The sequence below is a fragment of the Ligilactobacillus animalis KCTC 3501 = DSM 20602 genome (assembly GCF_001434535.1).
GTDB classification, from domain to species: domain Bacteria; phylum Bacillota; class Bacilli; order Lactobacillales; family Lactobacillaceae; genus Ligilactobacillus; species Ligilactobacillus animalis.
Window position 1 is genome coordinate 144942 of sequence record NZ_AYYW01000057.1, and the last position, 25535, is coordinate 170476.

The following is a 25535-nucleotide window of genomic DNA, read 5'->3' on the forward strand; positions in this document are numbered from 1 at the left end:
TTTCGACCCGGTACTAGCATATTTGACCGATCGTGAAACAAGAAGACTAAAAAAAGCTACTTTACTTAATTGGATCCAAGTTGGGATCTATTTTGTGATCGCTTTTTTGATGTTGCAATATCAAATGCCTCTAGCTTTATTTATTGTGATTCTTTTAGCCAACGTGGTATCTGATAGCATCGATGGATACATCAGTAATATGTTTATTCCGTTTTCAAAGACTTGGATCGATCACAGCGAGCGTCGTGTGATCTCTGCTTTGGACATTGTTTTATTTAGTTTAAGCATAGTTCTCGGTCAACTTTTAGGGGCTGCGTGGCTAACTTTATATCCTGATCAGTTTTTTGGTCTTTCATTGTTGAATGCCTTGACTTTTGCGCTGGGGTTGTTTTTTCTTCGAAAGATCAAGTTCGATGATACGGTCAAAACTCTAACCGCAGAAGCACGTTTCTCGATCAAAGACTTTTTTCAAAAAATGAAACTCGCATATGGGCATATGCGAGAAAGACATCTGCTACAAATGATCTGGTTATTAGCAATTGGCAAAGCAACTTATGCGAGTTTTCTGTTATTGCTGAATGTAGCAATGGTCTCGACTAGTAATTTGCGTTTTGGCAGTTACGCGCAAACTTTGGCTATCTGGCAGTCCATTTCATTTGTAGGGTTGATCTTAGGGGCGTTTTTACGGATCAGTTGGTTAGAAAAAATAAATTATGAGCAATTTATCATGCTGAGCAACATGACTATTATTCTATCTGTACTCAGTTGCTTTCTGGGACTCTCGTTGATCAATATTATGATTTTAAAATTGATCGGTACGCTTCTCAGTGGTTATATGGCACCTAAGTATTATACCGATCTCATTCAACAGATCGACGAAGAACAGTTAACGCGGGTAGAAAGCCTCAATAATTTTATTTTGTTGCTCGCTGATCCAGTTGGTATTTTACAAGCGACGATCTGCTTACAACTTTTTGGCTTAAGGCTAAGCTGGTTGATCGAACTGGGGATGCTAGTGAGCTTTATGATAGGTGGGGAAATCGCGATATATCGCTCCAAAAAATAAATAAAAGGGGAAAAATTATGAACTTAAAGGAATTATCAAATACTAAGTTATTAGTCGTTTTAAAAGAAAAGAAACATTTACGCAATATGATCTGTGCTAACACCATCAATCGCATCGGTAGTGCACTTTATAATGTAGCTATGTTGACCTTAGCTTCTAAACAAACATACAGTACCTTGGCGATCTCACTGGTCAACGTGTTAGGTGGAATTCCGGGTTGGATCGATCCGATCTTGGCCTATATGACTGACCGTGAGACCAAACGTCTCAAGAAAGCTGCTATTTTAAATGTCATCCAAGTTTTGATATATATCGTTCTTGCCATTGTAATGCTCAAATACAAAATGCTGCTCGCGGTATTTGTTTTTATCATCTTGGCTAATGTTGTGTCCGACAATCTTGATAGTTATATCAATAATATGTTCATCCCTTTTTCCAGGACTTGGGTCGCCCCAGATGAACGCCGGGTCGTGACTTCACTTGAGATCGTCTTATTTGGGCTAAGTTTAGTCTTTGGTCAGTTACTAGGAGCGAGTTGGTTAGTTTGGTTTCCTGATGATTTCTTTGGACTTGCGTTATTTAACGCTGTAACATTTGCTTTAAGTCTTTATTTCTTAAAAAAGATCAAATTCGATGATACGGTCAAAAGTGTCATGCCGACAAATCAGCATTTCTCAGTATCTGATTTTTTAAAGAAGATGAAAGCCGCCTATGACTATATGCATAAACAACATGCCCTTCAAACAATGTGGGTCATGACATCCCTTAAATTAGTTTATGTTAGCTACTATTTGATATTGACAGTTGCGATGGTTGCAGATGCAAATTTACGTTTTGGTAATTTTGCACAAACTCTAGTCGTACTACAGGCTGTTATGACCCTAGGTTTATTTGTCGGTTCCTTTTTAAGATTTAATTGGCTTGAAAAATTAAGTTATGAACAATTAATGATGATGCAATTTTTATGCCTTATCTTGGCTACACTCAATTGTTTTTATCGGGGACCGTTATTGATCGTCTTGGTCATTATGTTAGCCACAACTATTATCAGTGGATACCTTTCACCTAAGTTCACGACAGATCTGGTTCAAAAAATCGGCGAAGAACATTTGACCCGAGTTGAAAGTCTGTTGGGATTTGTTTTAATGTTAGCCAATACAAGTGGCTCACTACTTGCCACTGCAATGTTGCAGCTCTTTAGTTTAAAAAATTCATGGTTACTCGAATTGGGGATGATGGTGAGCTTTATGGTAGTTGGGAAAATTATGATCTATAAAAATAAACATTAACAATAGCTAGTGTGATCGGTATCAATTACTGATCACACTATTTTTATGCCTTAAAATCCAACTTCCGCAAATTAACATTAGCGGAAGTTGGAAGTTTTTTAGCCAAAATCATCCCCATTTTACCGATATTTGTGTATAATATAGAATGTATGTTCGACAAATGATATCGTTTGATATTTTGCACTAAGATTGATAATCTATTAAGTAGAACATGAACGCTGCGTTTAAATGCGTTTCTCAGCGTTATATAAAGGAGTGAATTTAATGGCACGAACCGAGACGATCGAACTCACCAATATGTGTTTATTGCGCAACGGTGAACAAGTGCTAGTTGAAAACCGCCGTAAAAAGGAATGGCCGGGGATCACTTTTCCAGGCGGACATGTTGAAGCGGGTGAATCATTTCACCAAGCAATGATCCGGGAATTTTTTGAAGAAACAGGCTTGACCTTGTTAGACCCTAAACTTTGTGGGATCAAACAATTTTTTGTCAACGAGACCCGCTACATAGTTTTGCTTTATCGCGCAACTAAATTTTCAGGTGAACTTAAATCATCAAGTGAAGGCGAGATCTTCTGGTTGCCTGAACGTGATCTACTAAAGCAAGACCTAGCAAAGACTTTTGATGAAATGTACAAAGTTTTTGCTGATGACACTTTATCCGAGATCTACCAAGTTCAAGATAATATTAATTTATATTGATAGTTATCCATTTGATACGGTAAGATAGATAACGTAACTTTTAAATTTGATAAAGGAAATGAATGTATGAGTAAAGCAAAATACGGTGATGACTCCATCCAAGTCTTAAAGGGCTTAGAAGCAGTTAGAAAACGACCAGGGATGTATATTGGTTCCACTGATGGTCGTGGATTGCATCACTTAGTTTATGAAATTGTCGATAATGCAGTTGACGAAGCTTTATCTGGTTATGGTAAAGAGATCGACGTCACGATCCATCCCGATGATTCGATCACAGTCGTTGATTATGGTCGTGGGATGCCAGTTGGGATGCATGCGATGGGGATCCCAACGGTCGAAGTTATTTTCACAGTGTTGCATGCCGGGGGTAAATTTGGTCAAGGTGACTATAAAACTTCTGGTGGGCTTCACGGTGTGGGGGCTTCGGTCGTAAACGCACTCTCTTCTAGTTTGACGGTCAATACAGTGCGTGATGGTATTGAGTACGAAGAAGATTTTAAAGATGGTGGTCAACCAGTCGGGACCCTCAGAAAATTAGGCAAAACAACGAAAAATAGTGGGACCACAGTCACTTTTAAGCCTGATCCTGAGATCTTTTCGACGACCAAATTCAACTATGATACTTTAGCAGAACGTCTTCGTGAATCAGCCTTCTTATTAAAAGGTGTCAAGATCGTTTTGACTGATGAACGAACAGATACGCAAGATGTTTTCCTATTTGAAGAAGGGATCAAAGAGTTTGTTTCCTATTTAAATGAAGATAAAGATACATTAGGCGATGTGATGTATTTTGAAGGACAAAAAGATGGTGTTGAAGTTGAAGTGGCTGGTCAATACAATGACGGTTACTCAGAAAATATCATGTCATTTGTCAATAACGTCCGCACCAAAGATGGTGGTACACACGAAGCCGGGATGAAAGCCGCTTGGACAAAAGCATTCAATGAATACGCTCGTAAAGTTGGTCTTTTAAAGGATAAAGATAAAAATCTTGAAGGTAGTGACGTGCGTGAAGGGCTCTCGGCCATCGTTTCTGTGCGCATCCCGGAAGAATTATTACAATTTGAAGGCCAAACAAAGGGTAAGCTGGGAACCCCTGAAGCCCGGACGATCGTTGATAATATCGTCAATGAGCAATTAAACTACTATTTGATGGAAAATGGAGATTTTGCTAAAGATCTGGTCAAAAAATCCATCAAAGCTAGAGAGGCCCGGGAAGCTGCTCGGAAAGCGCGTGATGAAAGTCGCAATGGCAAAAAACGGCATAAAAAAGATCGTTTGCTCTCAGGTAAATTGACACCAGCGCAATCACGGAATGCTAAACGCAATGAATTGTTCCTTGTCGAAGGTGATTCAGCTGGTGGCTCGGCTAAACAAGGACGCGACCGTAAATTCCAAGCTATCCTACCGTTACGGGGGAAAGTTTTGAATACCCAAAAGGCTAAGTTACAAGATATCTTGAAAAATGAAGAAATCAATACGATGATCTATACGATCGGGGCTGGTGTCGGGGCTGAATTTGAGCTTGAAGATGCCAACTATGACAAGATCATCATCATGACCGATGCTGATACTGACGGTGCACATATCCAAACGCTATTGTTGACTTTCTTCTATAAATACATGCGCCCAATGATCAATGCCGGGCGAGTATATATCGCTTTACCTCCATTATATAAGCTCCAAAAAAGTGTTAACAAAAAACTTCAAGTACGTTACGCGTGGACTGACGAGGAATTGGAAAAACAAGCTAAAGCGATCGGTAAGGGTTATACCTTACAACGTTTCAAAGGTCTTGGTGAAATGAACGCTGATCAACTTTGGGAAACAACCATGAATCCCGAAACAAGAACTTTGGTCAGAGTTAAGATCGAGGATGATGCCTTAGCTGAAAAGCGGGTCACGACCTTGATGGGTGATAAAGTCGAACCACGTCGCAAATGGATCGAGAAAAATGTCCAGTTCACCCTGGAAGAAGATGGAAGCTTATTAGATACGACTTTAGCTAATAAAGCCCATGAAACAGAAGATAAAGCATAGTTAGGAGCAATTCATAAATGTCTGAACAAAATATCCAAGAACTATCCTTGGAAGCCGTTATGGGTGAACGTTTTGGACGTTACTCTAAATACATCATCCAAGAACGCGCCTTACCTGATATTCGGGATGGTTTAAAACCCGTGCAACGTCGGATCTTATTTGCAATGCACGAAGATAAAAATACTTTCGATAAGCCATTTAGAAAATCGGCTAAATCTGTAGGGAACGTAATGGGTAATTTCCATCCCCACGGCGATAGTTCGATCTACGAAGCGATGGTCCGTTTGAGTCAAGATTGGAAGTTACGTGAACCGTTGATCGAAATGCACGGTAACAACGGTTCAATGGATGGCGATCCGCCTGCTGCAATGCGTTATACTGAGGCACGTCTATCCGAGATCGCTGCTGAAATGCTTAAAGATATCGATAAAAAGACAGTTGATATGGTCCTAAACTTCGATGATACGGAATACGAACCAACTGTTTTACCGGCCCGTTTCCCTAACTTATTGGTAAACGGTGCTACGGGTATCTCAGCGGGATATGCGACTGAGATACCGACTCATAACTTAGACGAAACGATCCAAGCAACGATTTACTTGATGAAACATCCCGAAGCGAGCTTAGAAGAGTTGATGCAATTTATCAAAGGACCAGATTTTCCAACTGGTGGGATCTTACAAGGATTAGATGGGATCAAGAAAGCCTATGAAACTGGGCGTGGCCGGGCGATGTTACGCGCTAAGACCGAGATCGAAGCCCTCCGTGGGGGGAAATCTGCGATCGTAGTCACTGAGATCCCTTATGAAGTCAACAAAGCCGTTTTAGTCAAAAAAATAGATGAGATCCGTTTACTCAAAAAAGTTGAAGGGATCGCCGAAGTTCGGGATGAAAGTGACCGCGACGGGTTACGGATCGTGATCGAGCTGAAGAAAAATTCCAATGCTGAAGGGATCTTGAATTATCTCTTCAAAAATACTGATCTTCAGATCTCATATAACTTCAACATGGTCGCGATCGATCATATGCGTCCTAAACATGTTGGCTTAAAACAGATCTTGACTTCATATTTAGAACATCAACGAACAGTTACGACTAAACGGACTGAATTTGATCTAGATAAAGCCAAGCAAAGAGAGCATATCGTTGTTGGTCTGATCAAAGCTTTATCGATCTTAGATCAAGTCATTAAGGTCATCCGCGCTTCTAAAAACCGTAAAGATGCTACTAAGAATTTAGTACAACAGTTTGATTTCACTGATAAACAAGCCGATGCGATCGTTGCCTTACAATTGTATCGTTTAACGAATACTGACGTGACTGAACTTGAAAAAGAAGCGGCTGCGCTGAAAAAAGCGATCGCTAAATACGAAAAGATCTTGAGTGATCCTAAGGAATTAGATAAGGTCATTCGCCAAGAATTACAAATGATCGCTAAAAAGTACGCATCCCCGCGTAAAACTGAGATCCAAGCTAAGATCGCCTCACTTAAGATCGAAACTGAAGTCTTAGTTGCCCAAGAAGATGTGATCGTTCAGATCTCGCGGGAAGGTTATGTCAAGCGCTCCTCATTGCGTTCTTTCAACGCATCGGATGCTAATGATAATGGCTTACGCGAAGATGACGAACCAGTCCTACAAACGACTGTCAATACGTTAGATCATCTCTTTATCTTTACCAATAAGGGAAATGTGATCTATCGTCCAGTTCACGAGATCACTGAAGCCCGCTTTAAAGATACGGGCGAACATCTCTCGCAAACTGTAGGTCTAGATGCAGATGAACGGGTCATTTTTGCTAAAGTTTTCAAGAGTTTAGACGAACCCGGAAACTTTGTCTTTGCAACTAAAGAAGGCTTTATCAAGCAGACTGCACTTGTTGATCTAAAACCTGGACGGACGTATAAATCACGGGCTAGTCGTTATATCACGCTCAAAACGCCGACCGATGAAGTTATTTCGTTGTATTACACCACTGAAAATAAACAATTAGTCTGTGTATCTTATAACGGTTACGGTCTACGTTATGATCTAGCTGAAGTCCCAACGACTGGGGCACGCGCAGCGGGGGTCAAATGTATGGATCTACGGGATGATACTTTGGTGGCTGTCTTATTGGCCGATGAGCAAAGTGCGCTTGGACTATTGACGACACGCGGATCATTTAAAAAGATGAAAGTCACTGAGATCCCACTGACATCACGAGCGCGCCGCGGAGTCCAGATCTTACGAGAACTAAAGAGCAAACCCCATCGCGTGTTCACTGCGTTTTTGATCGCACCTGACCAACGTTTAGAAGTCATGACTGCGACTGAAAAAGTGATCATCGTGGAGCCAAATGCTCATAACTTTAATGAACGCTATTCCAATGGTTCTTACGTGTTTGATGCTAAGACCGAGGGTGAGCCACAAAATATCAGACTCTATACAATAGAAGAGACTGAAACTGAATGATCAAAAAGAGTATGTTATCCAAAGTGATAGCATACTCTTTTTGATATATCTATTTTTTTAGTTTAGCGACTAATGCTTCGTCTGGCGTAACATAAAGGGTCTTTTGGCCTTCATAGATCACAAAGCCTGGTTTAGCCCCATTAGGCTTTCTAAGGTGCCGAACTTGCACATAGTCGACTGGAACATTGGCTGAGCCTCGAGCCTTAGAATAGTAAGCAGCTAGACCAGCGGCTTGTAGTAAAGTTTCCTCGGACGGCTGAGCACTATGCACGATCACATGTGAGCCAGGGATGTCTTTTACGTGGAGCCAATAGTGATTTTTTTGGGCTGTTTTTAACGATAAACGATCATTTTGCAAATTATTTTTACCGACTGAGATCTCGGTCCCGTCAGTAGCAACAAAGCTTTCTGGTTTGCTCAATTTAGGTTTACGCTTTTTTTGTTGTTTAGTTTGGGTCAGATAACCCGCTGTTTGTAATTCGAGTTCGATGTCATTTAGATCACTTGGCTGTGCTAACTCTAATTGCATCTGTACACTTTCTAAATAAGCGATCTCAGCTTTAGTTAAAGCTAATTGTTGCTCTATATGCGCAACTGCATTTTTAAGCTTTTGGTATTTTTTGAAATACTTTTGTGAGTTTTGAGCTGGGGAAAGTTGCGGTGAGAGAATGATCTCAACTGGCTTTTCATCATCATAATAATTAGGTAGGGTCACACTCGTTGAATTTGGCTTTACCTGGTAAAGATAAGTCGTCAGCAATTCGCCTTTGACCCGAAAACCATCAGCTTTATCCGTATTTTTGAGCTCTTTAGTCAATTTTTTGAGCTTAGTCTGATTTTTAGACAGTTCCTTTTTAACGACATGGATCAATTTTGCACCTTGGTGAGCGACACGATCGCGTACTGCTTTTTCTTGGTAGTAACTATCGAGCATCTCACTTAAAGTCGCAAACTCTTGTTGGGTCGTATGGTGCGTAAAGATATCAAAGGCTAGCTTATTTTTTTCGGTAAAGATATTAGCTTGGGGATGCTTAGTTTGTTCCAAAAAAGCGTTAAAACTAGCGCTTATATCTTGATCTTCGTGTAGCATCTTAGCTAATTGGAGGGCACTTTGCCGCGATAGACCTTGATAAGTCTTGATAAGTTGCGTAGCTAAGACTTCACGATTCGGATACTCTTTGACTAGCGCTAAATAAAGTTTATCTGGATCTGAAAAAGGATCAATTTTAGTTTGAGCCGGGGGCGTTTTATAGGTAGCCCCTGGTAAAAGGGTCCGATAACGGTTTTGATCCATCCCGACATGCTTTACCGTGTCTAAGATCTTATTGGTCTCTTGTTCGACTAAAATGATATTGCTATAACGTCCCATGATCTCAATACTTAAGACCAACGGCAACCGATCCCCGAGTTCATTTCGAGTCATAAAGTAGAAATTGAGAACTCGATCACAGTTCAATTGCTCCAGTTTAACGAGTTTAGCACCTTCTAAATACTTACGTAAGACCATCGTAAAATTAGTCGGGACTGGGGGATTAGTATAGGGGATCTCAGTGACCTGAACACGCGCATAATTGGGATGTGCCGATAATAAAACAGGATAATTATGGCGATTTTGGCGAATCGTTAGGATGACTTCATTGGCGTAGGGTTGCGAGATCTTCATCACGCGTCCATCTAAGAGAAGCTCATTTAATTCGTTAGCCATTGCACGGGTAAAAATACCATCAAATGCCATGTTAAAAGCCTCCTTTAAAAAAGTTTCACTTAATATTGTAGCCTTTATTTCAGAAAAGAGCAAAGTTATCTGTGTAAAGTTGGCTATCTAAATGATATAATTTATTTTTAAAGCCCGTTTGAAGTGGCTTATTGAACGCGCACAAGTAAGAACTGTGCTAGTAACTAGCTTATTTGTGTGTTATGATAGGATTTGCAATAATAATTAAAGTAGGTGTAATTTTATGAAAATAGCTGTTGTTACCGACAGTACAGCCTATCTCAGCGCGGAACAGATCAAAGAAAATGATATCCATATCGTTCCTATCCCGTTTATTCTCGATGGTAAAAGCTATGATGAAGGTATTGATATTACTACTGAAGAATTTTATGAAAAGCTACGGACTTCGGAAACTTTCCCTAGTACCTCACAACCACCGATCGGCAAATTGATCGAACTTTACGAGTCCTTAGGTGACCAAGACTATGATGCCGTGATCAGCATTCATTTAGCAGGTACGATCTCAGGGCTAGTTCAAACTTTGGAAACGGTCAAAGACACAGTCGATAATATCCAAGTTGTACCTGTGGATTCTGAGATCACCGTTATGTTGATGGGTTACTTAGCGATCGAAGCAGCTCGAATGGCTAAACAAGGTAAAGACCTAGATGAGATCTTAGCTCGTTTAGATCATTTAAAGAAAACGACCAATGAATATTTTGTCGTTGACGACCTACAAAACTTAGTGCGTGGTGGTCGCTTATCTAATGCTGCAGCTTTTGTCGGTAGTGTCCTTAAGATCAAACCGATCTTGACTTTTGATGATGAGACCGACAAGATCGTAGCTTTTGATAAAGTTCGTTCATCTAAACGTGCTTTAAAACGCGTAGAAGATCTATTTGAAGAAGATACAAAAGATCTAACTTATCCGATCAAGATGCTCGTGATCCACGCTAACAACGAAGAAGCAGCTAAAGAATGGCAAGCTAAACTTGCTAAAAAATATCCAAACAATTCGATCGAGATCAGCTATTTTGGGCCTGTTATCGGGACGCATTTAGGTGAAAATGCACTCGCACTTGGTTGGATGGAAGATATCGATAAATAATAATATATGTTTTAAACTGGATCGGTAGTATGACCTATCCAGTTTTTTGAGGAGGAGCTGATTTTATGAAAAAAATCGATTTAGGCTTGAAAGCTAGTTCTGACCCTGAACAGATCAAGGATCGTCTACAATATCAGCCCAATGTCTTTGAATTCTACACCGCTGAAAACGACTTTACTAGGGATGGACTAAAGCGTCTGGCCTATGGTATCGATCAAGTCAAAGATGCGGGAATAAATCATATCGTATTACATCACCCCATGCGTTACCGGGAGTATTTTACTGAACTTTTGACACCCGAAGCTAAATTGCCAGAATTGTATCGATTTATTGAGCAAAGTTCCTTAGATTTGTTACAATTAGCTTATGACAAAAATGTTCAAGTGTTGATCCATGGGTCTTATTCGCGCCAAACGGCTGAATTTCTCAGTTTATATCCTGATTTAGCGCATGCTGAAGAATACGTTTTTAAGCGCTTAGACCATTTTAAAGATCTCGGTAAAGAGCATGTGATGTTTGAAAATTCGATCTCACCGGTATTTTATTATGGGGATGAAGCGTTAGATGCCAAGATCTTAGCTCATGATTATCGCTTAGCCTTTGATACATCGCATTGCTTTATCAAGTGGCAGGGGGATAACGCTAAATTAATGACCGCCTTAGCTCGTTTGAAGCAAAATATCGTTCATTATCATTTAGTTGACTCATTAGGGCAAACACATGATAGCTTAGAACTTGGTAAGGGAAAGATCGCTTGGGAAAATATCTTACCTCTACTGAATGAAGATGCGACCAATATCTTTGAGATCGTCTTAAAAGATCAGACCAATGCTTTGGAACAAGTTAACAGCTTTAAATACTTAAAAACGTTGGAGGAAAAACTAGATGTCAACATTTAAAAATATCATGGGATGGGTCTGGCCCGTTGTTATCGGACTACTTATCGCACTTTTGATCAATACATTCCTATTATCATTGGTCAAAGTCGATGGCTTATCGATGTATCCCAATCTACAAAATAACGAACGTGTGATCATGTTAAAACATGCTAAGATAAAACGTGATACTGTCGTTGTTTTCAGTGCTAAAGGCGTCGATGACCGTCCTGGTGTGACCGACGTTACAAAATACGTCAAGCGGGTCATCGGTTTGCCTGGTGACAAGATCGAATACAAAAATGATGGTAAACTCTATGTTAACGGAAAATTCCAATCTCAAGGGTATATCACTACTGAGCAACAAAAAGAAGGAACTTTATCGATTGCAAGTGCTGAAGATAAAGGTGTGACACTTGGTACTGGACGTTCATTCACGGTCCCTAAAGATGAGTACTTTGTTTTAGGTGATAATCGTGAAGTCTCCAATGACAGCCGCTCCTATGGCTTTGTCCCGCGTTCTAAGATCTTAGGCGTTGTCAAAGTTCCATTTTGGAATGATGCCCACGAATATATCAATTCATATGGTGATTAACTAATATCGACCTCAAGTCAAGTGGCTTAGGGTCGATATTTTTTATTTTAGACGATTTATATGCTAAAATTTGTTCAATATCTTTTAGAAAGTAGGAATGTTTATGCTGATACCCGCACGTTTGAAACAAAATGATGAGATCAGGATCATTACTCCTAGTCGGACACTTGATTGTGTCGGTGGGTTTGCTGCTAATCAAATAGCACAGGAAAAATTGACCCAGATGGGATTTAAGGTCACTTTTGGTGATCACGTCTCAGGGATGAATTTAGATGGCACTAACAGCATTCCTGAGCGGATAGAGGATATTCATGCGGCATTTAGCGATCCTAATGTCAAAGCGATCCAAACAGTGATCGGTGGGTTTACCTCAAACGAGTTATTACCATACCTAGATTTTGATCTGATAGCCAATAATCCCAAGATCATCTGTGGTTTTTCTGATTTCACGGCGCTGGCTAATGCGATCACAGCTAAAACAGGGCTAGTTACCTACTATGGACCCGCTTACATAACGCTGAAAATGCTGGATAAAGCAGGGGCTTATCAAGATAACAATTTCCTACAAGCACTGACCAAAAAGCATTACGAGCTCCGACCATCACAGACCTGGTCAAGCGATGAATGGTTTTTATCCGACAGCAAGCGGACATTTTATCCAACTGATTGGAAGATTTATACACCAGGACGTGTCCGTGGTGTAACAGTTGGGGGCAATGTCAACACGTTGTTTTTATTAGCCGGAACGCAATACCAACCAGATTTTGAGGATAAGATAATTTTGCTTGAATTTGCAGATGATGGTGAAACTTGGCTCGATTTTTCTAGGTTGTTAGCTCAAGTGTTACAACTAGCTAAACGGCCACGCGCGCTTTTATTAGGGCGTTTTCCCAAAATATCACAGATGACAGAGCAACGCTTGTTATACGTCTTGGACAAATTTCCGATCCTAAAAGGGATACCTGTAATGTATGATCTAGATTTTGGACATACACAGCCAATATTTACGATCCCGCTAGGTCAAGAAGTCTGGCTCGATACTGATGAGCTAGTGATCAAGGTCTAGCTAAAATAAACAGTTATGTATATAATACTAACTGTTTATTTTAGCTACCAAAACTACTTTTTATAATGTATATTATGTAAACTAGAATATATTGGGCGAATGTCAATAAAAAGTGCAACAATTTAAACAAATCTTAAACATTGTTTTTGAATATATATTTATCTACCCTACCATTTTTCGGCATCTTTAAGTCTCCCCAATTCTCTTTTGAACGCTTCTCGACAAGTTTTAAATCCATGCAATTTCTTAGGACGGTCATTTAGTTCATTTACGTAAGTTTTAAGTTCTGCTTGAGATAATTTTGAAAAAGACGTTTTCTTTGGAATATACTCTCTCAGAAGCCCATTTAAATTTTCATTTGATCCTCGCTCATGTGGCGCATATGGATGCGCAAAATACACATGTACACCGTAATTCTCAATCTGCCTTACCAATGTACTATTCGCAAATTCTGTACCGTGATCGCATGTTATAGATTTAGCGTATTCCCCGTATAATGACATGAACGTGTCGATTGCTGGGATAAGAGCTATGCCAGATCTTGATTTAATTTTTACCGCAAATAAAAGACGTGTTTTCCGTTCGCTAAACGTAGCTATAACATCTTTACTGCCACGTTTTGGAAGAATTGTATCTAACTCCCAATGCCCAAATTCTGAACGATCATTGGCTTCTTTAGGGCGTAATTCAATAGATCTGTTCTTTATCAATTCACGATTCAATTCGTTCTCTGATGCACGCACCCTTTTTCCTTTTCTTCTACGTTTTCTGCGCAAATCAGAACGTTTTAGCTTAAGTTTTCCTAGATATATCCAGTTATAAATTGTGTTCGTGGATACAGTCACGTCTTTTGTACCGCAAGCAATTTGCTCAGGAGAATACTTCTTCAGTAGATATTTGTTTATCTTTCGGCTATTGTAGCTACTGTATAAACTCCTTCTACCCACATTTTGCTTTCTTCTCCTAGACTTCAGTTCTGCGCTTCTAGCATTATATCGCAGGATCTTCATTCTTTTTTTAGGCATAAACTCCTTATAATCATCAAAGTCCTGCGTTCTTCGTATCTCCCTAGATATAGTGCTCCTGTGTCTCCCTAATACCCTAGCTATATCAGCCATCCGCTTTCCTTGATTCCATAACAACTCGATCTTAGCTCTCTCTTCTAAAGTTAAATGTGTATAGACCATACCATACTCCTTAAAACTAATAAACATACATATTATGAATAAACTACTAATCTCCAAAATTTTATTATATCAAAGTTACTTACAGTTTTAGTAATTTAAAATATTAATATAATAAGGTATATTTACAATATGTTGCAATTAATTTTGCTATCCAGGACTAGAATATATTGGGTGAATATCAATATTAACTGCAACAAAAAAGCCGACCTACTCTCCTGGTCAGCCAATATCTAATTTAAATATGTAACCACCTTCGTTAGATACCTAACGCCCGGCGCAAAAGTGCTATCGCTATAAAAAATAGTATACCGTACCAAAGCAAACTAAAAATGCAACCAACTACGCTTGCAAATGATTCCATGGCACCAAAAAAGAAGCGCATTAAATCCCACCTTCCTTAATTAAGTCAAAACAATTTAGATATTAAATGCTACCTTGAGATATACATAGGTCAGCATTATCAAAAATCCGATCCAAAACAAGCTGAACAGACAGCCCATGAAATTCGTGAATGACTCTATGATCCCATAAAAGAATCGCAAAAAATATCGCCTCCTTTGATTCCAGTCTATTACGTTACCCCTTCACTTTTATATCCCAACAACACTATATCTAAATATATTAATATATTTAAGGGACAATTACCAGTAAACTACAAAAGGTCAGCCTACTAGCTTGCAGGCTGACCGAGATAGATTCAAATTTTCAAGTACACAAGTTTTAGCTCATTATTTAGTAGTTACAGTCGTTTGTTTTACCTTATTAGTTTTTGGATCGAAGTAAGTTAAATGTGATTTACGTAACTTACTCTTTTTAGAATCACTCTGTTGGTAATTATTGTTATATAGTGCAGCTTCCCAATTACCATACATCGGATTAGGTAAAATGATGTATTTATCCCCAAATTGCGCCGCATTTTGCATAACATCATTTGTTCGTTTTGCGACAGTGTTTTCGGCTGGATCGTTAAAATCAGAAAGATTATCGCCAAACAGCATGATAACATCAGCCTTTTGTGCCACTTGTTGGCGCCGTTGTTCTTTAGTCTTATCTTGCTTTTGTTTGAGCAAGATATGCTCACGATCGGCTTGTGGCAACCCTTCGGCCGTTAAATTCTTGATCGTTGCCTTTAATTGGCTCTGTTCCCGATCGCTGACATAATAAATTTGAACTCCTTGCTCATTAGCATAATTCAAAAAGTCTTTTGCTCCTGGTACAGCCTTAGCCTTAGCCGCTTTGACCCACTGATCCCAACCATGGGGATAGGATCTATTATTTAAAGCGTTATACGCCTGATATGGTGAATTGTCTAGGACCGTTTCATCAATATCTAAAATGATAGCTTTCGGCTTTTCTGACGGAGTTGCAAGCTTAGTTGCCAGATTATTGCGAGCAACATTATACCCCTGCAAATACAACGCCTTTACTTCAGCTGAAGTTTGATACCATGCAACTGCCATCGTGTTTTGGTCGCCCAAATTCGTCTTAGCCTGCGCCGTTGACATCCCTAGTAGCATAAAAGCCACGAAACTTAAAATGATCTTTTTGATCTTCAAAATTTCTCCTCCAATTTATTGCGAGGTAAAACTTGTGTACAAGATGTATTTTAACGATTTATTTATTTGAATACAACACAAGTTTTTTATGTAAATTACTCAAACATTTGTTAAGCCGTTAAAAAAGTGTAATAATATCTATAAGACTAATTTTAAGGAGAATTTATCATATGAATGGACGTTTGCTCTTTGCACTTGGCTTGTTACTAAGTGTTATCTTACTGGTGATCGGGAATTTAGCCACATTACCGCTAATTTCTTTGATCGGTTATGGCCTAATGAGCTTAATGTTTTTGATCGCCGGTTTTACAATGGCTATTTTGCGCCATACTGGTGCTTTGACTGCTAATGAAAAAAATGTCGCTTGGGATGAAGCACCTGGTGAATTAAAGGCAATGACTATGGTGATTGGTCTAGGCTTTTTAGCGGCTGGAGTCTTTGTTATTTTCAATTATATCTTCTGATCATTATTGAATTTATGTTCAAAAGCCAGTACAATAGAACGTATTGCTTTTTAGAGGAGGAATTTTTTTGTCAGAGACATTAAAGATCATTTTGATGTTGATCATTGGCTATCTTTTAGGCTCCATCCCATCAGGTGTTTGGATCGGGAAGCTGATGTATGGTAAAGATGTTCGCGATTACGGTAGTGGTAATATGGGAACGACCAATACATTTCGGGTCCTAGGAAAAAAAGCTGGGACGATCGTTTTATTGATGGATATATTTAAAGGAACTTTAGCTGCCCTATTACCTTTCCTATTTCATTCCACTGCTAACCCACTATTGATCGGTCTGGCAGCGATCGTTGGGCATGTCTTTCCGATTTTTGCCGGTTTTAAGGGTGGTAAGGCTGTTGCTACGAGTGTGGGTGTCTTATTAGTTTATAATCCATTATTCTTTGTTATTGCTTGGCTGATCTTTTTAGTAACACTTTACATCTCCAGTATGGTCAGTGTCGCTAGCATGCTAGGCTTTTTACTGATCACGATCGTATCATTTTTCTTTAAAGATGCCCTACTTTCAGTCGTTGCGATCACTTTAACGATTTTTGTCTTTGTTCGCCACTACGGTAACATTGAACGGATCAAAAATGGGACTGAAAACATGGTACCATTTGGCCTAGGTTATAAGCGTCGACAACAAAAACAAAATAAATAAAAGCGTATCTTTGGGGCTACAGTTACCCAGATACGCTTTTTTTGTGTGCTATAATGAAGTTGAGGTGATATTATAATGGCAGTTATGCTTGAAAATGAAAAATTACGCGTCGTGATCAATGAACACGGGGCTGAATTAGCTAGTTTGATCTCTAAGGAAAATGGGTTTGAATATATGTGGAGTGGCGATAGTAAGTACTGGAAACGGCACTCAGCGGTTCTTTTCCCGATCGAAGGACGTTTAAAAGATGATACATATCAAGTTGATGGAACAAGCTATCACTTGACACAACACGGTTTTGCCCGTGATATGGATTTTGAGATCTTACATCAAGCTCCAACTGAAGTTTGTTTTGAATTACGCTCTAATGAACAGACCCTTGAAAAATATCCTTTCGAGTTTGTTTTGCAAGTTCAATATAATTTGACACAAACTAAGCTTGAAGTAAGCTACCGCGTGATCAATCCAAGTACTAAAGAAATGTATTTTGGCTTAGGTGCACACCCTGCTTTTTCAACTAAACTAAAAGCAACCGATACTTATCAAGATTACGAAGTTCGCCTAAGTCCTAAAGAGAGTTATCCGCGCATCCCGCTGGTCGATGGTTTTATCGATCTAGAACACATCACGACTGGCGCAGCAACCTTGCCCGTTAGCCATGATCTATTTAAAAATGATGCTCTTATCTATGATCTCGCCCAAGAACCAAATGAGATCAGCTTAGTAAGTAAACACCATGGCCATGGCGTAACAATCACAACGACTGATGCTAAAGCAATGGGTATCTGGTCAAGTTACCCAGCTGAAGGTGATTTTGTTTGCCTCGAATCTTGGTGGGCTTTATCTGATACTTTGGATACTGATGGCGATTTTAAAACAAAATATGCGATCAATAAGTTAAATGGACAACAAGTTTTTGAAGCTAACTACACGATCGATACTTTCTAACTAGATAATAAAAAAAACAGCACTTCCATATAAATTGGAAGTGCTGTTTTTGTGTTATTATCGAACTATATAAGGTACATTTCAAAATATAATTCGGCAAACTCTCGAAAATTCCCGAGGAAACACTTTTAAGTATCACCGAAACGTTCGGACTATAGGATATATTGACTAAGATCCTTATCAGCCACGATCTTACCTACTTTTTCTTCAACATACGCTTCTGTGATCGTGATCTCACCCATTTGCATGTCTGGTCCTTCAAAGAGTAAATCTTCGAGTAATTTTTCTAAGATCGTGTGTAAGCGGCGTGCTCCGATATTATCGGTCTCATGGTTTACACGATAGGCGATCTCGGCGATTTTTTCGATCGCTTCGATCGTAAATGTGACCTTAATGTTATCAGTCCCAATGATCGCAATATATTGCTTGATCAATGCGTTATTAGGTTCAGTCAAGATCTTAACGAAATCGTCTTTACTCAAGTCTTCTAATTCAACTCGGATCGGGAAACGTCCTTGTAATTCAGCGATCAGATCGCTTGGTTTACTTTGAGCAAATGCACCTGAAGCGATAAACAAGATGTGATCGGTCTTAATGATCCCGTACTTAGTTTTGATCTGCGAACCTTCAACGATCGGTAAGATATCACGTTGGACCCCTTCACGTGAGACTTCACCTGCATTTTGTTGCGATTTTGAAGTTATCTTATCGATCTCGTCGATAAAGATGATCCCAGTATTTTCTGCACGTTTGATCGCTGCATTAGCTGCATCAGCAGTATTCATCAGTTTTTCTGATTCTTCACGCACAAATACTTCACGAGCTTCTTTGACTGGCATCGTGCGGGTCACCATCCGTTTAGGTGCTAGTGAACCTAATGTATCCGATAGATCTAATCCCATTTGGCCTAACATTCCATCAGCACCTTGGAATTTTTGGGCAGGATCTTCCATTTGGATCGTAACTTCTTCATTTTCAAGTAAGCCACGTTGGAGTTTTTCAGCCACACTGGAGCGTTCACGTTTAACGCCCTCGGTTACGGTTTCGTTTTCTTCAGCACCTTGCATCCCTGGCATGTTTGGCATTTTACCACTTTGGAGGTCACGCATGAACTGCATGAAGTTTTCTTGTTCATTTTGACGGGTTTGTTGTTTTTGAGCTGGAACTAATAATTTTACTAAGCGTTTATCTGCTTTTTGGACAGCTTGACTTCTGACCTTTTTAAAGAGTTCATCTTGTTCCATCTTGTAAGCAACTTCGACTAGATCACGCACCATTGATTCAACATCGCGACCAACGTAACCAACTTCAGTAAATTTTGTTGCTTCGACTTTGATGAATGGTGCATCAACGATTTTAGCCAAACGACGTGCGATCTCAGTCTTACCCACCCCAGTAGGCCCGATCATCATGAGGTTTTTAGGGGTGATCTCTTCTTGCATGTCTTCGGGCAATTGCATTCGACGGTAACGGTTACGTAAAGCGATCGAGATCGCTTTTTTAGCCTGATCTTGGCCAATAACATAATTATCTAATTCAGCTACGATTTGTTTAGGTGTTTTTTCACTATGTTCCATAGAAATCTGTCACTCCTTGATTAAAGTTCTTCTACGATGATATTGTGATTGGTGAAAATATCAATATCACCAGCGATCGAGATCGCATTTTGAGCGATCTGAGCTGCACTTAGATCTTTAGCATAAGCTGTCATCGCTTTAGCTGCTGCAAAGGCGTAATTTCCACCAGAACCGATCGCTAAAACATTATCATCAGGTTCGATGACTTCACCTGATCCTGAGACCAATAGTAAGTTTTCTTTATCCATCACTATCAATAAGGCTTCAAGTTTTTGCAAAGCTTGATCGCTACGCCATTCTTGGGCCAATTCAACAGCTGCCCGTTGTAAGTTTCCGCTATATTGATTGAGCTTTTTTTCAAATCTATCTTCCAAATTAAAAGCATCAGCAACACTCCCAGCAAAACCAACTACGACTTTATTATCGTAGATCCGCCTAACCTTACGAGCAGAACCTTTCATGATGACTTTTTCGCCCATGGTAACTTGACCATCCCCGGCCATCGCAGTATGCCCATTGTGGCGCACAGCACAGATCGTAGTTGCGTGAAATGAAACAGACATGTAAATTCCTCCTAAATTTACGCTCGTGGAAAGAACTTCCGATAATCTCGTTGTAAGTGTTCCGGCGTAATGTGTGTATATATTTGTGTGGTCGATAAACTACTATGGCCTAAAAGTTCTTGGACCGCTCGTAGATCTGCCCCATTACTCAACAAATGTGTGGCAAAGGTATGCCGCAATTCATGGGGATGGATCGTGCTCGAAAGCGAACTGCGCTTAACGATCTGGTCTAAAACATAAGAGACACCAGCAGCTGTCAAGGGATCACCATGATGGTTCACAAAAACATGATCATGTTCACGTTTGTATTTAGCCATCAGTGGCTTACGTGACTTCGCCAAATAACGTTTAAGTGAAGTATAACAGTATGACCCAAATGGCACATACCGATCCTTGCGTCCCTTTCCGTGAAGAAGCATCGTTTTTAGTTCAAAGTCGATATCTTCAAGCTTGAGCCCAGTACACTCACTGAGCCGCATCCCTGTCGAATAAAGTGTTTCAAGCAGGGCGTTATCGCGTAACGAAAGCTTATCCGGGCGCCTTGTTTCCTCAAATAAAAGCTTGAGTTCTTTTTCATAAAAGAACCGTGGCAAGCGCCGTGGATTTTGTTTGATCTGCACATATGCAAAAGGATCTTTAGTCACATATCCATTGCGCAACAAAAAACGATAAAACGCCCGTAGACTTGAGACTTTACGCGAAATGCTACTCATTTTGAGATCTTTATCGTAAAGCTCACTCATAAAGACATGAACATCAAAAGTCGTGATCGCTGCAAATGATTTAGGATGACCACTGTCAGCTAAAAATTGCTCAAATTCAGTAACATCTTCTAAATAAGCAGTGATCGTCTTAGGCGAATATTGGCGTTCGACGCGAAGATATTCTTTAAATTCTGTGATCCACTTTTTTTCCATTTGCTTGCTCCTTCACCTATCTAAAGCTATTTTCTAATATTGGTCAATGTTAGTCAAGCTCCTAAATACGTATATGTCTAAAACTTTTAAACTTTCTTAAGGTTAGACGTTTGAGATATCTCTTCGTCTATGAACATGTATATTCTAAAACGAAAGTATGTTCGTGTAAAGTGATAAGCACACTAAAAAACTCGTACATCTCACACGAGAAATACGAGTTTTTATTCTTTCTTTAAATATCAGCTGTTGTTTTAAATTCTTCTAAAACAGCTAACGCACGCTGTGATAAAGCTAAATTGCGTTCGCGTTTTTCACGGATACGTTTTTCCAAACGTGGGATGATCCCAAAGTTTGCATTGATCGGTTGGAAATGCTTAGGACTAGCATGGGTGATATAGTGAGCCATTGCCCCCATCATCGTTTCTTCTGGGAAAACGACTGGTTCTTTACCTTGAGCGATCAAGGCTGCATTGATCCCTGCATAAAGTCCGCTAGCTGCACTTTCAACATAGCCTTCGACACCTGTCATTTGACCTGCAAATAATAGATCAGCACGCTTTTTAGTTTGATATGTTGCATTTAAAAATTCTGGTGAACGCAAGTAAGTATTGCGATGCATCACACCATAACGGACAAATTGAGCATTTTCTAGCCCTGGGATCATTGAAAAGACCCGTTTTTGTTCGCCCCACTTGAGATGCGTCTGGAACCCAACAAGGTTATATAAGTTACCCGCAGCATTGTCTTGCCGTAATTGAACGACGGCAAAAGGTTCTTTACCTGTTTTAGGGTCTTCTAGGCCAACTGGTTTTAAAGGACCAAAAAGCATCGTCTTTTCACCACGCGAAGCCATTTGTTCGATCGGCATACATCCCTCAAAGAATTTTTGATCTTCAAAGTCATGTAATTCAGCCATCTCAGCATTGATCAACTCATGATAAAAATTGTAGAATTCTTCTTCTGTCATTGGACAGTTGAGATAAGCTGCTTCACCTTTATCGTAACGTGATTTCAAATAGATCTTATCCATATCAAGGGATGATTTTTCAACGATCGGAGCAGCGGCATCATAGAAATATAGGCCTTCATCGTCGGTTAAACGCTTGATCGCTTGCGCCAATGGATCAGAAGTCAATGGTCCAGTCGCAATGACCGTTAATCCTTCTGGGATCTCAGTCAATTCTTCTCGGATAACTTCCACATTAGGATGATTTGTCAATTTTTCTGTGATCGCACTCGAGAACGTTTCGCGGTCAACGGCTAACGCTCCACCAGCGGGAACGTTATGTGTATCGGCTGCCTCCATGATGATCGAATCTAAGCGCCGCATCTCTTCTTTTAACAACCCCGCACCATTTGTTAATCGATTTGCACGCAACGAGTTAGTGCAGACCAATTCAGCAAAATTTTGTGTATGGTGGGCTGGGGTCTTTTTCTCAGGCCTCATTTCATAAAGTCGAACCTTGAGGCCACGTTTGGCGATCTGCCAAGCGGCTTCACTGCCGGCTAAACCGGCACCAATAACATTAATGCTAGTAGTTGTCATTATTTTACTCCTTAGTTATTTTTGAATGGCTTCTTCATAGTCACCATTTGGACACTTAACTTGTTGTCCCTTTTTCGTCTTTTTATAGACTAGATAGTGGTCACATTTAGGGCAATTTCTACCGACCGGCTTGTCCCAAGAAATAAACTCGCAGTCTGGATACCGCGAACAGCCATAGAAAACGCGATTCTTCTTGGATTTACGTTCAACAACTTGTCCTTTACCACAAACTGGGCATTTTACCCCGATCTGTTTGATGATCGCTTGGGTGTTTCGGCAATCTGGGAACCGGCTACAAGCGTAAAACTTACCATAGCGTCCCATTTTGACGACCATTGGGGCACCACAGATCTCACAATTAAAACCAGCTGGTTCATCTTTGATCGTGACCTTAGCTAATTTTTCAGAAGCTTCTTTGACCTCATCAGAGAATGGTTGATAAAATTCGTCGATAATGGAGACCCATTCTTGTTTACCTTCTTCGATCTCATCTAGCTGTCCTTCCAAATTAGCCGTAAAATCAACATTTAAGATATCAGGGAAGCATTCCTGGATCATCTTATCAACGATCTCACCTAATTCCGTTGGTTCGAATTTACGGGCAGCTAATTTTACATAGTAACGCTTTTGGATGACATTTAGCGTTGGCGCATACGTTGAAGGACGTCCAACCCCATTTTCTTCGAGCGTCTTGATCAAACTAGCTTCAGTATAACGAGCTGGTGGTAAGGTGAAGTGTTGATTAGGTTGATTTTTGACCATTAAAACTTCATCAGCTTCTTTTAGGTCTGGTAAGACATTATCTTTACGATTGGATTCAGCATAGACCTTAGTAAAACCATCAAATTTTAGTTTTGATCCATTTGCACGATAAGTCACACCATTTTGCATTAGATCGACGCGCATCGTATCGACGATCGCCGGTGTCATCTGACTTGCCACAAACCGTGACCAGATCAAAGAATAGAGTTTCATTTGATCTTTAGTCAAATATTTCTCGATCGATTTAGGGGTCCGCATAACTGAAGAAGGTCGGATCGCTTCATGGGCGTCTTGTGCTCCTTCAGATAGTTTAGCCTTACGTGGCTTTAAAGCTGCATACTCTTCACCATATTCTTCATGAATAAAGGTCGAAGCTTCATGCTTTGCTACACTAGAGATCCGTGTTGAGTCGGTCCGCATATACGTGATCAACCCAACAGCACCGCCACGGCCTAAACTGATCCCTTCATAGAGTTGTTGGGCCACCATCATCGTCTTTTGTGTCTTGAATTTCAATGTGTTGTTTGCAGTCTGTTGCAACGTCGAAGTCGTAAATGGTGGCTGTGGCATCCGTTTACGTTCTTTCTTAGTAACACTTGAAACAGTAAATGGCTTCTTAGTGTCTAACTTAGCTAAAACATTTTGCACTGCTTCGTTGTTCTTTAGCTCAGCTTTCTTGCCGTCTAAGCCATAGAAACTAGCATCGAATTTAGCTTTATCCTTTTTGAATTGAGCATCTAAAGTCCAATATTCTTCAGGTTTAAAAGCTTTGATCTCTTGTTCACGTTGAATGATCAAGTTTAAAGCGATCGATTGCACGCGTCCAGCTGATAGCCCTTTTTTGATCTTAGCCCATAATAGTGGTGAGATCGAGTAACCTACTAAACGATCAAGAACCCGCCTAGCTTGTTGAGCATCAACTAAATTCATATCGATCGCCCGTGGGTTTTTAAAAGCATTTTTAACCGCATCTTTAGTGATCTCATTGAACACGACCCGGTTTTTATCTTTTGGATCAAGTCCTAAAAGATAGGATAAATGCCATGCGATCGCTTCTCCTTCACGGTCCGGATCGGCTGCAAGATAAACGTGAGCAGCCTTTTTGGCTTCTTTTCTCAGTTCTTTTATCACATCACCTTTACCGCGGATCGAAATGTAATGTGGTTCGTAGTTATTTTCAACATCGACCCCCATCTTACTCTTAGGTAAGTCACGAATATGCCCTAAACTAGCCATAACTTTATAGCGTGAGCCTAAATATTTTTCGATCGTTTTAGCCTTAGAAGGTGATTCCACGATCACTAAATTTTTTTTTACTTTGCGTTTTGTTTTCTTTTTGGTAGCAGTCCCAGTTGTAGACCTCGGCATACCAACAACTCCCTCATAATATAGTCTTGATTTAAAAATATCTGCTGACACGATCGATCGACCAGTCACGAAATTCGATACTCATGTTATGCTATTTAAACTAACTTTGTCAAGCAGTTTGAACATTTCTCAGCTATTGTTTACCTTACCTAAATAAATTCTTCTAAGATATCATTACTGTTCAGGACTGGTTTGGCTCCAGCTGCGATCAACTCATTACATCCCATCGAATTGATATCATTTATGCGCCCAGGTAAAGCTAAAACATTGCGATTTTCTTGTAGTGCAAGATTAGCGGTGATCAAACTGCCACTGTGATGTCTTGCCTCAACGACTAACACTGTTTGGCATAATCCTGCAATGATCCGATTACGCAAAGGAAAATGGTATTTCAACGGCCGACTTTCCAAAGGATATTCACTGAGCAACAGTCCAGCATGTGCGATCTGTGTTTGTAAAGCACGATTACAGCTTGGGTAACTGATATCTAGGCCATTACCGATCACAGCGATCGTTTTTCCGTGGTGTTTCAAAGCCAACTGATGAGTAAGACCATCAACTCCCTTGGCCAACCCACTGACAAGGACAAGTTGTTGTTGGATCACGTTAGGTAATAATTGAGTCAAGGCTTGCAGTGCATATGAACTACATTGCCGTGCTCCGACTACACCTAAGAGTTTTTTAGAATCCAACAGTTCGATATCGCCTTGATAAAACAAAACGACCGGTGGTGAGTATATTTCCTGTAATTGTGACGGGTAACGCTTATCTAAAATCGTCAAAAAATGACTGACCTTTAGATTTTGGCGGACCTTTTGCGCCAATTGCTTACTTTGTAGAGCATCCCATAGATCATTTTTTTGCGTTTGACCTAATTTTAGAAGTAGAAAAAGTTCATCTTTACTAGGGCAACGCTCAAATGAAAGCATATAACGAACGACCCGTAATTCATTTTTAAGATCTAGGTTACATAAATGTAGCTTCAGCAAGAAAAATTCTAATTCGTTCATGAAAAACACCTCTCGCTATATAAATACGCAAA

At 39.9% G+C, this 25535-nt stretch carries 21 protein-coding genes; 12 read left to right on the forward strand and 9 right to left on the reverse strand.

Features of this window, described 5'->3' with window-relative positions:
- Positions 1–22: 22 nt before the first annotated feature.
- The 5 genes from FC30_RS08550 to parC all read left to right on the forward strand — a co-directional run bounded on the left by FC30_RS08550 (position 23) and on the right by parC (position 7550).
- Complete coding sequence (locus tag FC30_RS08550; RefSeq protein ID WP_010689055.1) at positions 23–1066, forward strand: MFS transporter; 1044 nt, start codon at positions 23–25, stop codon at positions 1064–1066.
- A gap of 17 nt (positions 1067–1083) precedes the next feature.
- Complete coding sequence (locus FC30_RS08555) at positions 1084–2355, forward strand: MFS transporter (RefSeq protein ID WP_010689054.1); 1272 nt, start codon at positions 1084–1086, stop codon at positions 2353–2355.
- Positions 2356–2619: 264 nt separating this feature from the next.
- Positions 2620–3057, forward strand: coding sequence for an 8-oxo-dGTP diphosphatase (locus FC30_RS08560; RefSeq protein WP_010689053.1), 438 nt, complete (start codon positions 2620–2622; stop codon positions 3055–3057).
- Positions 3058–3123: 66 nt separating this feature from the next.
- Positions 3124–5097: a DNA topoisomerase IV subunit B gene (gene parE, locus FC30_RS08565; protein WP_010689052.1), complete on the forward strand. Its 1974-nt coding sequence runs from the start codon at positions 3124–3126 to the stop codon at positions 5095–5097.
- A 17-nt stretch (positions 5098–5114) separates the two neighbouring features.
- Positions 5115–7550 carry a DNA topoisomerase IV subunit A gene (parC, locus tag FC30_RS08570; protein WP_010689051.1) on the forward strand — a complete coding sequence of 812 codons (2436 nt, stop codon included), beginning with the start codon at positions 5115–5117 and terminating at the stop codon, positions 7548–7550.
- 49 nt (positions 7551–7599) lie between these two features.
- Here parC and FC30_RS08575 read toward each other — a convergent pair whose 3' ends face one another.
- Complete coding sequence (locus FC30_RS08575) at positions 7600–9285, reverse strand: NFACT RNA binding domain-containing protein (RefSeq protein WP_010689050.1); 1686 nt, start codon at positions 9283–9285, stop codon at positions 7600–7602.
- Between the two features lie 223 nt (positions 9286–9508).
- Between FC30_RS08575 and FC30_RS08580 the strand changes: the two genes are divergently transcribed.
- From FC30_RS08580 to FC30_RS08595, 4 genes are all read left to right on the forward strand, one after another.
- Entirely contained in the window at positions 9509–10372 is an 864-nt protein-coding gene (locus FC30_RS08580; protein ID WP_010689049.1) for a DegV family protein, read from the forward strand.
- Between the two features lie 65 nt (positions 10373–10437).
- Positions 10438–11271, forward strand: a complete 834-nt coding sequence (locus tag FC30_RS08585) for a TIM barrel protein (protein WP_010689048.1) — start codon at positions 10438–10440, stop codon at positions 11269–11271.
- Positions 11258–11842: a signal peptidase I gene (gene lepB / locus FC30_RS08590; RefSeq protein ID WP_010689047.1), complete on the forward strand. Its 585-nt coding sequence runs from the start codon at positions 11258–11260 to the stop codon at positions 11840–11842. The genes FC30_RS08585 and lepB overlap by 14 nt, the downstream gene beginning before the upstream one ends.
- A 103-nt stretch (positions 11843–11945) precedes the next feature.
- A complete protein-coding gene (locus FC30_RS08595; RefSeq protein ID WP_010689044.1) occupies positions 11946–12908 on the forward strand; it encodes a S66 family peptidase in 963 nt (320 codons plus the stop codon).
- 167 nt (positions 12909–13075) lie between these two features.
- Here FC30_RS08595 and FC30_RS08600 read toward each other — a convergent pair whose 3' ends face one another.
- Positions 13076–14095 (reverse strand): IS30 family transposase, encoded by a 1020-nt coding sequence (locus tag FC30_RS08600; protein ID WP_010689043.1) that lies wholly within the window; start codon positions 14093–14095, stop codon positions 13076–13078.
- Positions 14096–14823: 728 nt separating this feature from the next.
- Complete coding sequence (locus FC30_RS08605; RefSeq protein ID WP_010689042.1) at positions 14824–15651, reverse strand: 5'-nucleotidase, lipoprotein e(P4) family; 828 nt, start codon at positions 15649–15651, stop codon at positions 14824–14826.
- Positions 15652–15821: 170 nt separating this feature from the next.
- Here FC30_RS08605 and FC30_RS08610 point away from each other — a divergent pair, with 170 nt between their 5' ends.
- The 3 genes from FC30_RS08610 to FC30_RS08620 all read left to right on the forward strand — a co-directional run bounded on the left by FC30_RS08610 (position 15822) and on the right by FC30_RS08620 (position 17760).
- Positions 15822–16115, forward strand: a complete 294-nt coding sequence (locus FC30_RS08610; protein ID WP_010689041.1) for a hypothetical protein — start codon at positions 15822–15824, stop codon at positions 16113–16115.
- 94 nt (positions 16116–16209) lie between these two features.
- A complete protein-coding gene (gene plsY / locus FC30_RS08615; RefSeq protein WP_033193018.1) occupies positions 16210–16812 on the forward strand; it encodes a glycerol-3-phosphate 1-O-acyltransferase PlsY in 603 nt (200 codons plus the stop codon).
- A gap of 75 nt (positions 16813–16887) precedes the next feature.
- Positions 16888–17760, forward strand: coding sequence for an aldose 1-epimerase family protein (locus FC30_RS08620; protein WP_010689038.1), 873 nt, complete (start codon positions 16888–16890; stop codon positions 17758–17760).
- A 152-nt stretch (positions 17761–17912) separates the two neighbouring features.
- Here FC30_RS08620 and hslU read toward each other — a convergent pair whose 3' ends face one another.
- The 6 genes from hslU to dprA all read right to left on the reverse strand — a co-directional run bounded on the left by hslU (position 17913) and on the right by dprA (position 25503).
- Complete coding sequence (hslU, locus tag FC30_RS08625) at positions 17913–19337, reverse strand: ATP-dependent protease ATPase subunit HslU (RefSeq protein ID WP_010689036.1); 1425 nt, start codon at positions 19335–19337, stop codon at positions 17913–17915.
- Positions 19338–19357: 20 nt separating this feature from the next.
- Positions 19358–19900: an ATP-dependent protease subunit HslV gene (gene hslV, locus FC30_RS08630; RefSeq protein WP_010689035.1), complete on the reverse strand. Its 543-nt coding sequence runs from the start codon at positions 19898–19900 to the stop codon at positions 19358–19360.
- A 17-nt stretch (positions 19901–19917) separates the two neighbouring features.
- Positions 19918–20817 carry a tyrosine recombinase XerC gene (gene xerC / locus FC30_RS08635; RefSeq protein WP_010689030.1) on the reverse strand — a complete coding sequence of 300 codons (900 nt, stop codon included), beginning with the start codon at positions 20815–20817 and terminating at the stop codon, positions 19918–19920.
- 232 nt (positions 20818–21049) lie between these two features.
- Positions 21050–22363 carry an FADH(2)-oxidizing methylenetetrahydrofolate--tRNA-(uracil(54)-C(5))-methyltransferase TrmFO gene (gene trmFO, locus FC30_RS08640; protein WP_010689029.1) on the reverse strand — a complete coding sequence of 438 codons (1314 nt, stop codon included), beginning with the start codon at positions 22361–22363 and terminating at the stop codon, positions 21050–21052.
- A gap of 15 nt (positions 22364–22378) precedes the next feature.
- The gene (gene topA / locus FC30_RS08645; protein ID WP_056938506.1) at positions 22379–24493 is read right to left on the reverse strand and encodes a type I DNA topoisomerase; all 2115 of its coding nucleotides are present in this window, start codon (positions 24491–24493) and stop codon (positions 22379–22381) included.
- A 149-nt stretch (positions 24494–24642) separates the two neighbouring features.
- Positions 24643–25503 (reverse strand): DNA-processing protein DprA, encoded by an 861-nt coding sequence (dprA, locus tag FC30_RS08650; protein WP_010689026.1) that lies wholly within the window; start codon positions 25501–25503, stop codon positions 24643–24645.
- Positions 25504–25535 lie beyond the last annotated feature (32 nt).